Origin of the sequence: Pacificimonas aurantium, from assembly GCF_020092905.1 — a bacterium.
Lineage (GTDB): Bacteria > Pseudomonadota > Alphaproteobacteria > Sphingomonadales > Sphingomonadaceae > Pacificimonas > Pacificimonas aurantium.
This window is the reverse complement of sequence record NZ_JAGSGB010000001.1, coordinates 12809-27463: the sequence shown is the minus strand read 5'-3', so window position 1 is coordinate 27463 and position 14655 is coordinate 12809. Positions and strand designations below refer to the sequence as shown.

The 14655-nt window shown below is 66.2% G+C and carries 13 protein-coding genes; 6 read left to right on the top strand and 7 right to left on the bottom strand.

The features are described from left to right. Nucleotides 1–35: 35 nt before the first annotated feature. Entirely contained in the window at nucleotides 36–2249 is a 2214-nt protein-coding gene (gene purL / locus KCN53_RS00150) for a phosphoribosylformylglycinamidine synthase subunit PurL (protein WP_088712004.1), read from the bottom strand. A 230-nt stretch (nucleotides 2250–2479) separates the two neighbouring features. Here purL and KCN53_RS00145 point away from each other — a divergent pair, with 230 nt between their 5' ends. The 4 genes from KCN53_RS00145 to KCN53_RS00130 all read left to right on the top strand — a co-directional run bounded on the left by KCN53_RS00145 (nucleotide 2480) and on the right by KCN53_RS00130 (nucleotide 7042). After that, the gene (locus KCN53_RS00145; RefSeq protein WP_088712005.1) at nucleotides 2480–3187 is read left to right on the top strand and encodes a PEP-CTERM sorting domain-containing protein; all 708 of its coding nucleotides are present in this window, start codon (nucleotides 2480–2482) and stop codon (nucleotides 3185–3187) included. Between the two features lie 45 nt (nucleotides 3188–3232). Continuing rightward, nucleotides 3233–3961, top strand: a complete 729-nt coding sequence (locus KCN53_RS00140) for a queuosine precursor transporter (protein WP_088712006.1) — start codon at nucleotides 3233–3235, stop codon at nucleotides 3959–3961. Between the two features lie 188 nt (nucleotides 3962–4149). Beyond that, on the top strand, nucleotides 4150–4740 hold the full coding sequence (locus KCN53_RS00135) for an HD domain-containing protein (protein WP_088712007.1): 591 nt from the start codon (nucleotides 4150–4152) through the stop codon (nucleotides 4738–4740). Between the two features lie 49 nt (nucleotides 4741–4789). Next, nucleotides 4790–7042, top strand: a complete 2253-nt coding sequence (locus KCN53_RS00130; protein WP_143712204.1) for a xanthine dehydrogenase family protein molybdopterin-binding subunit — start codon at nucleotides 4790–4792, stop codon at nucleotides 7040–7042. A gap of 82 nt (nucleotides 7043–7124) precedes the next feature. Here KCN53_RS00130 and KCN53_RS00125 read toward each other — a convergent pair whose 3' ends face one another. From KCN53_RS00125 to hflK, 4 genes are all read right to left on the bottom strand, one after another. Beyond that, the gene (locus tag KCN53_RS00125; RefSeq protein WP_088712009.1) at nucleotides 7125–8699 is read right to left on the bottom strand and encodes a Do family serine endopeptidase; all 1575 of its coding nucleotides are present in this window, start codon (nucleotides 8697–8699) and stop codon (nucleotides 7125–7127) included. A gap of 62 nt (nucleotides 8700–8761) precedes the next feature. After that, nucleotides 8762–8950 (bottom strand): DUF2065 domain-containing protein, encoded by a 189-nt coding sequence (locus KCN53_RS00120; RefSeq protein ID WP_088712010.1) that lies wholly within the window; start codon nucleotides 8948–8950, stop codon nucleotides 8762–8764. Between the two features lie 12 nt (nucleotides 8951–8962). Beyond that, nucleotides 8963–9802, bottom strand: a complete 840-nt coding sequence (gene hflC, locus KCN53_RS00115) for a protease modulator HflC (RefSeq protein WP_088712011.1) — start codon at nucleotides 9800–9802, stop codon at nucleotides 8963–8965. Beyond that, nucleotides 9799–10866, bottom strand: coding sequence for an FtsH protease activity modulator HflK (hflK, locus tag KCN53_RS00110; RefSeq protein ID WP_088712012.1), 1068 nt, complete (start codon nucleotides 10864–10866; stop codon nucleotides 9799–9801). Before hflK ends, hflC begins: the two co-directional genes overlap by 4 nt. A 196-nt stretch (nucleotides 10867–11062) precedes the next feature. Here hflK and KCN53_RS00105 point away from each other — a divergent pair, with 196 nt between their 5' ends. Both KCN53_RS00105 and KCN53_RS00100 read left to right on the top strand, forming a co-directional pair. Further along, on the top strand, nucleotides 11063–12034 hold the full coding sequence (locus tag KCN53_RS00105) for an Mrp/NBP35 family ATP-binding protein (protein ID WP_224199249.1): 972 nt from the start codon (nucleotides 11063–11065) through the stop codon (nucleotides 12032–12034). 4 nt (nucleotides 12035–12038) lie between these two features. Continuing rightward, nucleotides 12039–12464, top strand: coding sequence for a CoA-binding protein (locus KCN53_RS00100; protein ID WP_088712013.1), 426 nt, complete (start codon nucleotides 12039–12041; stop codon nucleotides 12462–12464). Between the two features lie 21 nt (nucleotides 12465–12485). On the opposite strand, the gene KCN53_RS00095 is transcribed toward KCN53_RS00100, so the two are convergent. After that, nucleotides 12486–13301, bottom strand: a complete 816-nt coding sequence (locus KCN53_RS00095; protein ID WP_088712014.1) for an inositol monophosphatase family protein — start codon at nucleotides 13299–13301, stop codon at nucleotides 12486–12488. Further along, nucleotides 13288–14637, bottom strand: a complete 1350-nt coding sequence (locus KCN53_RS00090; protein WP_088712015.1) for a TldD/PmbA family protein — start codon at nucleotides 14635–14637, stop codon at nucleotides 13288–13290. The genes KCN53_RS00095 and KCN53_RS00090 overlap by 14 nt, the downstream gene beginning before the upstream one ends. Nucleotides 14638–14655 lie beyond the last annotated feature (18 nt).

Below are 14655 nucleotides of genomic sequence, written 5' to 3'. Positions count from 1 at the left end.
CCGCCGGTCCGCTGCCTCGGCAGGCGCGCCGGGCATCACCGCTCCATCAGGGCGGGCAGCCAGTTCTCATGCGCGGCATAGAGCGCGTCGAGGCTGACCTTTTCGCCGCCGATCGTGATCGCCGCGTCGGCCGTCCCGCCGACGGTCCCCAGCCGGAACACGGGCACGCCCGCGGCCTTTGCCATATCCTCGAACTTCGCCGGGTCGGCGGTTGTCACGGCGTAGCGCGCCTGGTCCTCGCCGAACCAGGCCGCCTGGTCGCTGGGGTCGAAGCGATCGTCGACGAAGGTCGGCGCGTCGAGCGCGGCGCCGCGGCCACCGGCAAGCGCCATCTCGGCAATGGCGACCAGCGCGCCGCCATCGGCGCAGTCATGTGCGGCCGTCACCGTGCCCTCCAGGATCACGCCGCGGACGAAATCGCCGTTGCGGGCCTCGACCTTCAGGTCGACGGGCGGCGGCGGGCCGTCTTCGCGGCCGTCGATATAGCGCAGCCACAGCGACTGGCCGAGGTGGCCGCGCGTGTCGCCGATCAGGTAGAGCGTCTCGCCTTCGGCCTTCAGCGCGATGTCGGTACGCGCGTCATAGTCGGTCAGCAGCCCGACGGCGCCGATTGCCGGCGTCGGCAGGATGCCGACACCGTTCGTCTCGTTGTAAAGCGAGACATTGCCCGAGACGATCGGCATGTCGAGCGCGCTGCAGGCCTCTGCCATGCCCTCGATACAGCCGACGAACTGGCCCATGATTTCGGGGCGTTCGGGATTGCCGAAATTCATGCAGTCGGTGGTCGCAAGCGGCGTCGCGCCGACGGCGGTGATGTTGCGATACGCCTCGGCGATGGCCTGGCGTCCGCCCGCGACCGGATCGGCGAAGCAGTAGCGCGGCGTACAGTCGGTGGTGATCGCCAGCGCCTTCTTGGTGCCGTGAACGCGGACCACGGCGGCGTCCCCACCCGGCCTGCCGATCGTATCGGCGCCGACCATGTGGTCATACTGCTCCCAGATCCAGCGCCGCGAGGCGAGGTCCGGCGACCCGACGAGGGTGAGCAGGTCCTGCGCCACCTTCGTTTTCGGGCTGACCGGCGTCAGCGGCTCGCGCTTGGCGGTGGGCACATGCGGCCGGTCGTACAGCGGGGCATTGTCGCCGAGCGGGCCGAGCGGGATGTCCGCCACCGTCTCGCCATCGAACGTCAGGACCAGGTTCTTCGTATCGGTGACGCGCCCGATGACGGCGAAATCCAGTTCCCACTTCCTGAAGATCGCCTCCGCCTCGGCTTCGCGACCCGGCTTCAGCACCATCAGCATGCGTTCCTGGCTTTCGGACAGCATCATCTCATAGGGCGTCATGCGCTCTTCGCGGCACGGTACCTTCGACAGGTCCAGCTCGATGCCGACCCCGCCCTTGTCCGCCATCTCTACGGACGAGGAGGTCAGGCCCGCCGCGCCCATGTCCTGAATCGCGACGATCGCATCGGAAGCCATCAGTTCCAGGCACGCTTCGATCAGCAGCTTCTCGGTGAACGGGTCGCCCACCTGGACCGTCGGGCGCTTTTCCTCCGAATCCTCGGTAAACTCGGCGCTCGCCATCGTCGCTCCGTGGATGCCGTCGCGTCCGGTCTTGGACCCGACATAGACGACCGGATTGCCGATCCCGGCGGCGGCCGAATAGAAGATCTTGTCCGTCCGGGCATGGCCCACCGTCATGGCGTTGACGAGAATATTTCCGTTATAGCCCGGGTGGAAATTGGTTTCCCCGCCCACGGTGGGCACGCCGACGCAATTGCCGTAGCCGCCGATCCCCGCGACAACGCCCTTTACCAGATGGCGCGTCTTCGGATGGTCGGGCGCGCCGAAGCGCAGCGCATTCATGTTGGCGATCGGGCGTGCCCCCATGGTGAAGACGTCGCGCAGGATGCCGCCGACGCCCGTTGCCGCGCCTTGATAGGGCTCGATAAAGCTCGGGTGGTTGTGCGATTCCATCTTGAAGATCGCGGCATCGCCGTCGCCGATATCGATCACGCCCGCATTCTCGCCCGGCCCCTGAATGACCTGCTTTCCGCTCGTCGGCAGTTTCTTCAGGTGGAGGCGCGAGGACTTGTAGGAGCAGTGCTCTGACCACATGACCGAAAAGATGCCGAGTTCGGTCAGGTTGGGCTCCCGGCCCAGAGCGGTCAGGATGACCCCATATTCGTCGGGGCTCAGGCCGTGTTCGGCGACAAGTTCGGGCGTGATGGCAGTGGTGGATTCGCTCATGCCAGCGCACCTAGCGACCCGGCGTGATCCCTTCCAGTCAAACACGGCACGCGTTCCGGAACGACCCCCGGAGTGTCGGCAGGATTTACAGCTTTCTCATTCCCCGCGTCGGGTGAACATGATATCCTCCCTACGGGAAGAGAAAATCCGGCAGTGGCATATTTCTTGCTTGGGTTTCGAAGGAAATTATGCGCTTCTCTAGGGGGAGAAGCCACGACGGGGGATCAGTGATGAAGTATGCAGTCTCCGCCCTTGCGCTAGCCGCCGCAGTGTCGGCCGCACCGGCGTCCGCGCTTGTCCTCTATACCGAATTCGGCGAGCTGCCGGGCGCGACATTCGGTGGCAGCGGTATTTCGAACGACAAGGTGGCGATCACGCGGGAAACCATCGGCGGTGAAGACGTCACCCTCGGACTTACGGTGACGCCGCGGGGACCCGGTTCCAGCGTCTTCGTTGATGACCCGGGTGTCTTCCAGGTTGGCAAGGGCACGGCGGTTGGCGGCGCGTCCAATACTCTCGGCACACTTTGGCAGCTTGGCCTCTATGTCGACATCGGCACGCTTGACCTCAATGTCTACGACGTGATCCTCAGCTATGACGTCGATCCGGACTTCAACAATCCGGGTTTCCTGACGCTGGATGACTTCATCGTCGGCGGTGTGTTTGAGGACACCCAGCACCTGCTTCTCGAATCGCTTTACAGCTTCGACAATTTTCCGACGGTAATCCCGCCCTTCGCGACCGACCCGTTCGATCCCGATGGCATCGCCGACTTCGATCCCTGGGCCACCGGGACCTACGACTTCGTGCTGTCTGTCGAGGGCGCTCAGTCGGCTGCCGTCGCCGTAGAAGCGAACGTCGTGCCTGCGCCGGCCGCCTTCGGTCTGCTCGGGCTCGGCCTCCTTGGCCTGGGTGCCGTACGGCGTCGCCGCCGCTGAGCGTTCCGGCTTTCCCCACCGGGCCTGGCCGCTAGGCTGCTGCCCATGACGGGGACGATAAAGGTCGGCGCAGCCGCACTTCATGCGCGGCAGCTGCGTTTTTACGACGTCGCGATGGCGGCCTTCGTCGCCATTTTGCTGCTGTCGAACCTGATCGGCGCTGCAAAGATTTCGGCGCTCGACCTGCCGCTGTTCGGCACCGTCGTCTTCGGTGCCGGCATCCTCTTCTTTCCGCTCAGCTATGTGCTCGGCGATGTCCTTACTGAGGTTTACGGCTACGCCCGCGCGCGCCGCGTGATCTGGATCGGCTTTGCCGCGCTTCTCTTCATGGCGCTGATGTCCTGGGTTGTCGTGGCCCTGCCGCCTGCAGACGGCTGGGCGGGGCAGGCCGCATATAACGAAGTCTTCGGCATCACATGGCGCATCGTGCTGGCGTCGATCACCGCATTCTGGGCCGGCGAACTGGCGAATGCCTTCGTCCTGGCGCGCATGAAGCTGCTGACCGGAGGCAAGCATTTGTGGACCCGGACCATCGGCTCGACCGTGGTGGGACAGGGCGTCGATACGCTGATTTTCTACCCAGTCGCCTTCTGGGGCATCTGGACGCCTGAACTCGTGTTCGCCGTCATGCTCACCAACTATCTCATGAAGGTGGGGTGGGAAGCGCTGCTGACGCCCGTGACCTACCTCGTCGTTGGCCGGCTGAAGCGCGCCGAGGGCGTCGATGTCTATGACGAGGGTACGAACTTCACCCCCTTCCGCACCGGGGTGTGATGCGCCGGAATTAGCGCTCGCAATGTAGGAGTTTCCTTGCGACCCTTGCGGCGTAGGAAAAACCAGGCTCGCGCGCACATATGCGGGCGCACGCGCGCTGAGGTGTGACCTACTGTGACCTACAGTTTCGCCAGTGCCGTACGGATATGTTACGATGGCGGCCAAATACGCTTCTTGGGAGAGAGTCCATGGCCACGCAGCCTGCCGCAAATGACACCGCGCCGCGCGCGGAATTCCGGTCGATGTTCGAGGGGACCGAAGACGATTGGAAGATCATCGGGTCGGAACATGCGAAGCACCAGCAGGAGCGCCAGCCCGACGTCATCATGGAGCAGCTTGCGCGGCTCGGGGACATGCAGGTCGGCTTTCGCGCGGACCAGCTGACCCACTCGCTGATGTGCGGAACGCTGGCGCGCCGCGCCGGCGCCAGCGATCAGGAGGTGGTAGCGGCGCTCTGCCATGACCTGGGGAAGGCGATGTCGATCCCCAATCACGGCGCGATCGCGGCGGAAATCCTTCGCCCCTATGTCGACGACTATGTCTATCACACGATCAAGTGGCACCAGCATTTCCAGGGGAAATACTACTACAACCACATGGGTCTCCCCACCGACATGCGCGACCAGTTCAAGGACGAGGATTGGTATGAGTTCGCCTGCAAGCTCGTCGATGAGTGGGACGCGCCGGCGTTCGACGACGAGTTCGACTGCGACGAGCTGGAAAGTTTCCGCCCGGAGGTGACGCGCGTCTTCTCGCGGCCGAAGAAGATGGTCGGCTAGCGCGGAAGGCTCTTCCGAAGGCGGGGCGCTGGGGATAGGTCTGCGGACCGTGGACGCAGGACCTATCAAGAGCGAAAAGCCGCCCCGGCGGGGTCTTACCCGCCGTAATCTTCTCATTGGCATGGGCGGGGCGGCCGGGCTTGCCATCGGCTATGCGGTGTGGCCGCGCGAGCGGTCGATCCCGATCCCGGTTCGCGATGACGAGACGGCGATCAACGCCTTTTTGAAATTCGCGCCTGACGGCAGCATCACCGTCGCCGTCCCGCAGGCCGAAATGGGGCAGGGCGTTTATACCGCTCTGCCGCAGCTCTTGGCGCATGAGCTGGGCGCGGACTGGCAGCGCATCGGGGTGGAGCCGGCAACGCTCGCCCCGGAATATGCGAACCGCGCCTTCGTCGAAAATGTCGGCGAGGGCATGCCCTCCCTGCTGGGCGGGATCGCCCGCTGGGCGGCGGTGACCGTTGTCGAGCGGTTCGAGCTGCAGGCAACCGGCGGGTCGACCTCCGTCATGGCCTTCTGGCAGCCGCTGCGCGTCGCCGGAGCGGCGGCCCGGGAAATGCTGCTGCGCGCCGCGGGCCGCCGCCTCGGCGTCAGTCCGGACAGTCTCGATACGGACAATGGCTTCGTAGCAGCAAAGGACGGGACGCGTATCGCCTTTGCCGACCTTCTGGATGCGGTGGATCCAAACGACCTGCCGGAGGAGCCGAGGCTTCGCGACGGTCCGGGGCTTCTCGGGAAGGCGGTGCCGCGCCTCGACATTCCGTCGAAGGTGAACGGCAGCGCGCAGTTCGGTGCCGATGTCCGCCTTCCCGGGATGGTCTACGCCGCCGTGAGAGGCGCGCCGATCGGGGCGGGCGCGCGCCGCCGCTTCGGTCCTGCCGCAGCCCGCGAAATGCCCGGTGTCCTAGACATCGTGCCTGGCGAGGGCTGGTATGCGGTCGTCGCGGAGACCTGGTGGCAGGCGCGCCAGGCGCTCGACGCTGTCGACATCGAATATGACAGCGGGTCGCTCGCCAACAGCGAGGAGATCGATGCGGCACTTGCAGATGCGTTGGAGGATCCCGATGCCGGCACCGCCTTTACCGACCGCGGCGACGTCGAGACGGCCGTCGGCGGGGGGCTGTCCGCAGACTATGGCGCGCCCTTCCTTGCCCATGCCTGCCTAGAGCCGATGACGGCAACCGTGCGCATAGATGGCGACCGAGCCGAAGTCTGGGCGCCGACTCAGTCGCAGACGCTGACGGCGTGGAAGGCGGCCGACGCGCTCGACATGCCGATGCGCCGGGTGCGCGTGTACCCCACCATGCTGGGCGGCGGCTTCGGCCGCAAGGCGGAGGTGGATGCCGTTGTGCAGGCGGCGTCGATAGCGCGGGAGGTGGGCCGGCCGGTGCAGCTGATCTGGCACCGTGAACAGGATATGGTGCACGACAAATTTCGTCCCCCGGTACGCGCCAGACTGCGCGGCGCAGTGGGGCCCGACAAGCGCCTCAAGGCCATGGACATCAAGCTGGCCGCGCCGAATCTCGGGGCAAGCATGGCCGCCCGCATGGCGCCCGGCATCCTGAGCGGTATGGCGGGAGCGGGCGGTGATAGTGCCTCGATGGTCGCCGGTCTCAGCGAGCTTCCCTACGACATCCCCGCGCTCCGGGTCAGGCATGCCGATGTCGAGACGCCGGTAGAGCTCGGCTATTGGCGATCCGTCGAATATAGCTACGCCCCCTTTCTCACCGAGAGCTTCATCGACGAACTGGCGGCGCAGGCCGGGGTCGATCCGCTCGAATTCCGCTTGCGGCATCTCGATGCCGACAGCCGCGCGGCCAAGGTCATCATGCTCGCCGCAGCGCAGGGCACGCTTCTAGGAGCCGCGGACGAGGGGGTGGGGCGCGGCCTCGCATATTGCCGCAGTTTCGGGACCCATGTGGCCCAGGTGGCGGAAGTGGAGATGATCGGCGGCGGCCAGTTCGAGGTCCGGCGCGTCACCTGCGTGGTCGACTGCGGTCAGGTCGTGAACCCCGACATCGTCAAAGCGCAGATGGAGGGCGGCATCATCTTCGGTCTGTCCGCGGCGCTTTACGGCGATATCAGCTTTGCCGCCGGCGAGACAGAGCAGCAGAATTTCGACCTCTACCGCCTCGTCTCGCTCTATGACGCGCCCGAAATCGATGTGCACATCGTCGATTCGGAAGAGGCCCCGGGCGGTGTCGGCGAGCCGGGCGTGCCCCCCATCGCCCCGGCTGTGGCGAATGCCGTCTTCCGGGCCTCCGGCACCCGTCTCCGCTCAATGCCGTTCATGGGGTTCTGACCGTTCTCGGGGGGTGCAGATACGCGAAGGGCCACCCTGTCGATCGACGGGGCGGCCCTCAACTACGTCGGTTCTTCGGGACTCAGTCCTCTTCGGGGGCCGACATTTCCACGCCGATATAGACCGGCTGCGCGTCGGTCGGGCGCTTCACGTAGAGCGCGACGGCATCGCGGCCGGCTTCCCGAGCCCGTTCGACGATGGCTGCGGCCTCCGCCGGGGTCCGGGTCGCCTGGCGGTTGATTTCGACGATGACGGAGCCGCGGCCGATGCCCTTGCTCGCCGCATCGCTGTTTGCAGACGCCTCCGCGACGACAACGCCCTGGATATCGTCATCAAGGCGAAGCTGGCGGCGAATCTGCGGGGTCAGCTCGGTCAGCGTGATGCCGAGTGTCGGCGCCCGCGCTTCGTTGTCGTCGTCCGAGCGGTTGTTGAGGTCCCGGCTTTCACCGCGAGCCGCGGCGGCCAGCTCTTCCTGAGTAGGCCGTTCGGCAAGCGTTGCGTTCAGCCGGACCCGCTCGCCGTTCCGGAGAAGTTCGACCGGAACGGTGCGGCCGATGCCGCTGCCCGCAACGATGGTCGAAAGGTTGTTGTCGTCGGTCACCGCCTGCCCGTCGACGGAGAGGATGATATCGCCGCGCTGAATGCCGGCTTCGTCGGCAGGGCCGCCCGGTTCGACATTGGCGACGATCTCGCCGACATCTTCATCGAGGCCGAAGCTTGCCGCCAGGGCATCGTCGACATTCTGGATGGAGACGCCGAGATAGCCGCGGCGCACCCTGCCGATTGTACGAAGCTGTTCGATAACCGGTTTCGCCTGGCTGGCAGGTACCGCAAAGCCAATGCCCACATTTCCGCCGGTCGGAGAGAAGATCGCGGTGTTGATGCCGATCACATTCCCCTGAAGGTCGAACATCGGACCGCCGGAATTGCCGCGATTGATGCTGGCATCGGTCTGGATGTAGCGGTCATAGGGGTTCGGGCTGATGTTGCGGTGAAGTGCGGAAACGATGCCCGCCGTGACCGAGCCGCCAAGGCCGAAGGGGTTGCCAATGGCGACGACCCAGTCGCCGACACGGACACTCTCGGAGTTGCCGAAGCGGACATAGGGCAGGCCCTCGGCCTGAACCTTCAGAAGAGCCAGGTCGGTCAGCGGATCGCGGCCGATGATCTCCGCTTCATATTCGCGCTCGTCGGTCAGCGTGACCGTAACGCTGTCGACCGGATCGGTGCCGTTCTGGTTCGTGACGACATGGTTGTTCGTCACGATATAGCCGTCGGGCGAGATGACGAAGCCTGAGCCGAGCGACGTGGCCTCCCGCGTTTCCGGCTCGTCGCCGCCGTCATCGTCCTGGGTGGGCGGGTCGCCGCGGAACCGGCGGAAGAGCTCGTCGAGCGGACTGCCCCGGCCGAAGGGCATGCGCTGAATCTCGACCTGCTGGCTGGTGGAGATGTTGACGACGGCAGGCTGCAGGCGTTCTGCCAGATCGGCGAAGCTCATCGGCGCACCGGAAGGCGGCATCGCCTGGGTGACGGCCTGTTCGGTATTCTGCGGAGCCTCTTCCTGCGCCACGCCCGGCACCTGCAAGGCAAAGGTGGCCGCGCCGCCGAACAGGATACCGGCGGTCGCATAGGAGAGCGCTTTTCTGGCGTTCGTCATAAGGTCGTTCAGTCCTTCGCTACTCGATAATTCTCATGCGCATGGAAGACGGCGAGAAGCTGTCATGCGGACGCAAGCGCCGCAAGCGTGATCGCGGCGCCAATGCCGAATGCGACGGCGCCGGCGATCCTGACCTCTCGCTCTCCCATAGAGAACAGAGCCGTTGCCGCGCGGCGCATCGCGTCCGGGAAGAGCGCGTAAGCGGCACCTTCCAGGGCGAGAGCCAGACCGATGGCAACGACCAGGTTCATGGGAGGTACGGGCTACTGCCCGACATTCCCCTGAAACTGCTCAAGGAACTCGTTTTCGGGTGAGAGCACGACATTGGCGCCGCCGTCCTGGAACGCGGTCCGGTACGCCTCCATAGCGCGGTAGAATTCGTAGAAGCCCTCATCCTGACCGAAGCTTTCGGCATAGATCCGCGCCGCCTCGGCGTCCGCTTCGGCGCGGATGACCCGTGCCTGACGATCGCCCTCGGCGCGGATGCGGCGAGCCTCCTGCTCACGCGCGGTGCGCATGCGCTCGAACGCCGATTCCAGCGGCTGTCCCGTCGGAAGATCCGCTCGCTTGATGCGCACGTCGATCAGTTCGGCGCCATATCGCTGCGCCGCACGATTGACGGCTTCCTGAATGGTATTCATCAGGTCACCGCGTTCGGGCGAGAGCAGGGCCGCAAAATTCTGCCGCCCGAGCTCGTTACGCAGGCGCGACGTGAGAATCTGCGAGAGCTGATCGGCGGCACGTTCCTCTGTTCCGACCGACTGGTACATGCGCAGCGGTTCCGTGATGCGGAAACGAGCAAAAGCGTCGACGACCACGCGAAGCTGGTCGGTCGAGAGAACCGTCTGCTGCTCCATGTCGAGGTCGAGGACCCGCTTGTCGATATAAACCACCTCCTCAAGGAATGGGATCTTCAAGTGCACGCCGGCACTCGTCCGCCCGAAGGGTTCATCGGCATCGTAGGCGTTGATGATCCGGTTCGGCTCACCCAGCCGGAGAACGATGGCCTGCTGCGTCTCCGACACCGTGAAGGCCGAGGTTGCCGCGACGACCAGAAGGGCGAACAGGATCGCGAGGAGGAGAATGGGGTTCTTGAGGCTCACTGGTTGCCTCCCTGCTGCTGGGCGCGCTGGCGGTTCACCTGATCGAGTGGGAGATAGGGCACCACGCCGTCCGCCTCGAGAATGGTCTTGTCCTGCTGACGCAGCACCTGCTCCATGGTTTCGAAATACATCCGTTTGCGGGTCACTTCGGGGGCAAGCCGGTACTGCTGGTACACGGCGTCGAACGCCGCAGCCTGACCGCGGGCCTGCGCGATCAGTTGCTGGTTATAAGCCCGCGCCTGGTTGATATATTGCTCGGCGTTCTGTTGCGCTGCCGAAACATCCTTAAAGGCTTCGTCAACCGCGGCCGGCGGGTCCGCCTGCCGGATATCGACGCCGACGACATCGACGCCGGTGCCATATTCGTTGAGCATCGCCTGCGTGCGCTGTTCGACTTCGGATGCCACCTGTTCGCGCTGCGGACCGATGGCGGCGTCGAGGTCGACCGACGCGACGACCGAACGCATCGCGGATTCGGCGACCTCGCGGATGGTCTGCTCGGGATCGCGGAACTGGAAGAGGAAATTCTCAGGATCGTCGATCTTCCAGCGCACCGTATAGGCAATGTCGATAATGTTCTGGTCGCTGGTGAGCATGAGGTTCTGCGAGGACGCGGTTGGCGAGCCGATCTCGATCTCGTTGACCTGCTCGACGCGCGGCTTCGTCACGGTGACGATGGGCGACGGCCACTTGATGTGCGTGCCGGGCTGCGTGGTCTTGTAATATTGGCCGAACATCTGCTCGACGCCCTGCTCGTCGGCCTCGACCCGGTAGATGGAGGTCGCCACAACCCAGATGACGATGATCGCGACGATGATCCACGTCCAGGGAAGCGAGCGGCCGGAAAGAGCCGGGCCGCGGCGTCCGCCGCCCCCGCCGCCATTGCCGCCGCCCATGCCGGAGCGTAGCCGCTCCTGGCTGCGGCGAATGAAATCATCGAAGTCGGTACTGCCGCGCGAAGGCTTCTGCTTGCCCCCCTCCGGCTTCTGACCCCAGGGGTTGCGCGGCTTGTCTCCGCCATCGCCGGAGCCCCACGGCCCCCCCTCATTATTCTGCCAAGGCATTGCGCCTCCCCGCTCAACATCTCGAAAACGTGAAAAACATATACGAACGCAGGCGCCGCTTTCCTATAGGCGGGCCCGAATTGCCGCAGGAGAAAGCAACATCACCGAGGAAGACCTTCGCCGCGCCCTCGCCTCCATTGCCGATCCGGCCGGAGGGGGAAGCATCGTCGAGACCGGCCGTGCAAGCGGGATCGTCGTGCGCAGCGGAACGGGCGGCTTCGTTCTCGACATAGGGGGGCTGAGCGCCGAGGACGCCGCCGCGCTGAAACGCGCCGCCGAACAGGCCGCACCCGGCGCCCGCATGATCACCACCGCCGAAGCGGCGGGCGGCGCGCACGGCCAGACGGGGCAGGCTCCGACCCAGTCGGCCGCCGGAGGCGGCGCCCGGCGCCAGCCGCACGAGCAGCCGGCGCCCGACCTTGCCCATCTGGGTAAGATCGTCGCGGTAGCATCGGGCAAGGGCGGGGTCGGGAAGTCGACGGTTGCCGCGAACCTTGCCGTCGCCCTCGCCGCGGAGGGGCTGCGGGTCGGGCTGCTGGATGCCGACATTTACGGGCCCTCCATCCCGACGCTGCTGGGCTGCCCCGGCAGGGCAAGCGGCGAGCAGGGGCGCATCGAACCGGTCGAGGCGCACGGCCTGAAGACGCTGTCGATCGCGCATCTCACCAAACCCGGAAAGGCCATGATCTGGCGCGGCCCGATGGCGGCAGCCGCGATGATGCAGATGCTGGCCGACGGCGACTGGGGCGAGCTGGAGGTCATGCTGATCGACATGCCGCCGGGAACGGGTGACATTCAGCTGACCCTGGCGCAGAAAGTTAAGCCCGCGGGCGCCGTCATCGTCTCGACGCCGCAGGACCTGGCGCTGATCGACGCCGAAAAGGCGATCGCCATGTTCGACAAGGTGAACGTGCCGATCCTGGGCGTCATCGAGAATATGTCGACCTTCGTCTGTCCCGAATGCGGCACGCGCAGCGACATTTTCGGCCATGGCGGGGCGGAGGAAACTTCGCGTGCCCGGTCCGTTCCCTTCCTGGGCGCCGTCCCTCTGACCATGGAGCTGCGGCGCGCCTCCGACAGCGGCCGCCCGGCCGTCCTGTCGGACGATGAGGCCGGGGCCGCCCTGCGCGCGGCGGCGCTGGCCCTGAAGACCGAATTGGAGAGCTGACGCCATGCCGCTGACGACCGACGCCGAGATCAAGAGCCTGCTGGAACGGACCGAGACGATCGCCATGATCGGCGCATCCGACCGCCCGGACCGGGATTCGAACAAGGTGATGCTGTACCTGCAGCAGCAGGGCTACCGCGTCTTTCCGGTGAACCCGACCATCGCGGGGGAGCAGATTTACGGCGAGCATGTCTGGGCGACGCTGGGAGAGATCGGCGTCCCCATCGACATGGTCGACGTCTTTCGCAATTCCGAAGCGGCAGAGGAAGCGGTCGAAGCGGCCATTGCCGCCGGAGCGAAGTCGGTCTGGATGCAGCTGGGCGTCGTCAACGCTGCCGCTGCGGCAAAGGCGGAAGAGGCGGGGCTGGCGGTCGTCATGGACCGTTGCCCGAAAATCGAGATTCCGCGCCTGGGCGTGGCGAAGCGCTGAGGCGGGTCCGAGTGGCTGGCCTCAGGCGCTGCCGGGATTGGCGGCGCGCCAGTTGTCGAGCGTGCGCGAGACTGTGTCGACAAGGTCGGCATGCAGCGCCGGGTTCGCCGAGGCGATAAGATTGCGCTCGACCGGGTCGGCCTTGTTGTAGCGCGGCGTTCGTCCGGTCTCGTCGCTGATGAGGCCGCCCGCCTCCTGCAGGATCAGGCTGGCGGCGGCCGTATCCCATTCCCGGCTAGGGCGCCCGTCGAACGTCGCGTCCGCCTCGCCCGCCGCGACGCGGGCGATCCTGAGCGCGATGGAGTTGGGGCGGTAGACCGTCCCGAGCGACGGACCCGCCCAGTGGCGCGAGCGCGGAACGTCACGGTCGACGCACAGCCGCGCGCTGCCCAGCCGCGCCGCGCCGTTGGTCCGGATCGCCCGCCCGTTGAGCGTCGCCCCGCCGCCGCGCGCCGCGCTGTAGAGCCGCCCGAGATCGGGCGCAAAAATAACGCCCTGAGTCACGGTTCCCGCCTCCACCACGGCTATGGCGATGGCCCACCCCTCGCGCCCGCGGATCAGGTCGCGCGTGCCGTCGATGGGGTCGACCACGAAAATCCGGTCGCAGCCAAGGCGGCTGTCCTCGTCCGCCGTCTCTTCGGAAAGCCAGCCATAGGCAGGGCGCGCGCCCCTGAGAAAGTCGGTCAGGAAGCGGTCGATGGCGAGGTCGATCTGCGTGACCGGATGTCCCGGTTCCTTTTCCCACGCATCGACGCCGTCGCGAATGGCGGCGAGGGCCTGCTTGCCGGCGCGCCGGGCCGCTTCCTCGAGAAGGGCGAGATCGTCAGCCGCCGGCAACGGTCATCCCGTCGATGCGCAGCGTGGGCGCGTTGGTCGAATGGCGAAATTCGAGATCCGACGCCGCGGTCAGGGCCGCGAACATCCGCTTCAGATTGCCTGCCACGGTAATTTCGGACACGGGCGAGGTGAGTTCCCCATTCTCGATGAGAAAGCCGGAGGCGCCGCGGCTGTAGTCGCCGGTAACGCCGTTGACGCCCTGGCCGATGAGTTCGGTGACGAGGACGCCGTTGCCGGTTTCCCGGATGAGGTCGTCGCGCGAGAGTGCACCTGGCTCCAGATGGATATTGGACCCCGAAATGCCGGGCGAGCCCGACGCGCCGCGGCTGGCATAGCCATTGGGCGCAAGGCCAAGTTGCTCTGCACTGGCGAGATTGAGCAGCCAGCCAGCGAGCCGCCCCTCGGCGACGAGCTTTCGCGGGCCAACGGGCAGTCCTTCGCCGTCGAACAGGCGGCTACGCAGCCCGCGGCGGCGGTGCGGGTCGTCGACGATGGAGATCTGCGGCGGAAAGAGCGATTCCTCTGGATCGGACAGGAAGCTGGTGCCACGGGCGATCGCCGGGCCCGACATCGCGCCGAGCAAATGACCGAGAAGCGTGTTCGACACGCGCGGATCGAACAGGACCGGCATGGTACCGCTTTTCAGCTTGCCGGGGCCGAGGCGCGCAGCGGTCCGGTCGCCGGCGCGGCGCCCGATGGTTTCGGCAGATTCGAGATCCTCTGAATGGCGGGCATAGGCTTGCGCATAGTCGCGCTCCATGCCCGACCCCGATCCGGCGATGGCGATGGCGGAGGCGTAGACGGCGTGGCGCGAGCCCGTGCGCACACCCGCAAAGCCGTTCGACGTGGCGAGAGCGTAAAGCGCGCGGCCCGACTGGCTGCCGCTGCCGCCCGACTTCGACACGCCGTCCACGGCAAGCGCTGCCGCCTCGCAGGCGAGCGCGGCCTGTTCGAGAGCGGCGAGGTCGGGGTCGTGCCCGTCGTCGAGGTCGAGATCGATGTCGCTGGGGGCTGCAAGTTCGTCCGGCCGGGCCAGGCGCGCATAGGGATCGTCGGTCGAGGCGCGCGCCATGGCGACCGCCCGCTCCGCTGCGGCGGTGACGGCGTCGGCTGTCATGTCCTGAATGACGACGGTCGCCGTGCGGACACCGGTAAAGACGCGGAGGCCGAGCTCGGCATCTTCCGATCGGGTGATGTCCTCGACCTCTCCGTTCAGGGCAGAGATGCTGGTGGTTTCGTCCATCGCGAACACGGCGTCGGCGGCGTCGGCGCCGGCGCGCTTTGCGGAGTCGAGAGCGGATTGGAGCGCATCGAGTGCGGATTTCGGATCGAGCATGCTTCGCGGCCTCTAGGC

Coding starts and splice junctions, on each gene's coding strand:
- purL (WP_088712004.1), bottom strand. CDS start 2,249: ATGAGCGAATCCACCACTGCCATCACGCCCGAACTTGTCGCCGAACAC.
- KCN53_RS00145 (WP_088712005.1), top strand. CDS start 2,480: ATGAAGTATGCAGTCTCCGCCCTTGCGCTAGCCGCCGCAGTGTCGGCC.
- KCN53_RS00140 (WP_088712006.1), top strand. CDS start 3,233: ATGACGGGGACGATAAAGGTCGGCGCAGCCGCACTTCATGCGCGGCAG.
- KCN53_RS00135 (WP_088712007.1), top strand. CDS start 4,150: ATGGCCACGCAGCCTGCCGCAAATGACACCGCGCCGCGCGCGGAATTC.
- KCN53_RS00125 (WP_088712009.1), bottom strand. CDS start 8,699: ATGACGAACGCCAGAAAAGCGCTCTCCTATGCGACCGCCGGTATCCTG.
- KCN53_RS00120 (WP_088712010.1), bottom strand. CDS start 8,950: ATGAACCTGGTCGTTGCCATCGGTCTGGCTCTCGCCCTGGAAGGTGCC.
- hflK (WP_088712012.1), bottom strand. CDS start 10,866: ATGCCTTGGCAGAATAATGAGGGGGGGCCGTGGGGCTCCGGCGATGGC.
- KCN53_RS00100 (WP_088712013.1), top strand. CDS start 12,039: ATGCCGCTGACGACCGACGCCGAGATCAAGAGCCTGCTGGAACGGACC.
- KCN53_RS00090 (WP_088712015.1), bottom strand. CDS start 14,637: ATGCTCGATCCGAAATCCGCACTCGATGCGCTCCAATCCGCTCTCGAC.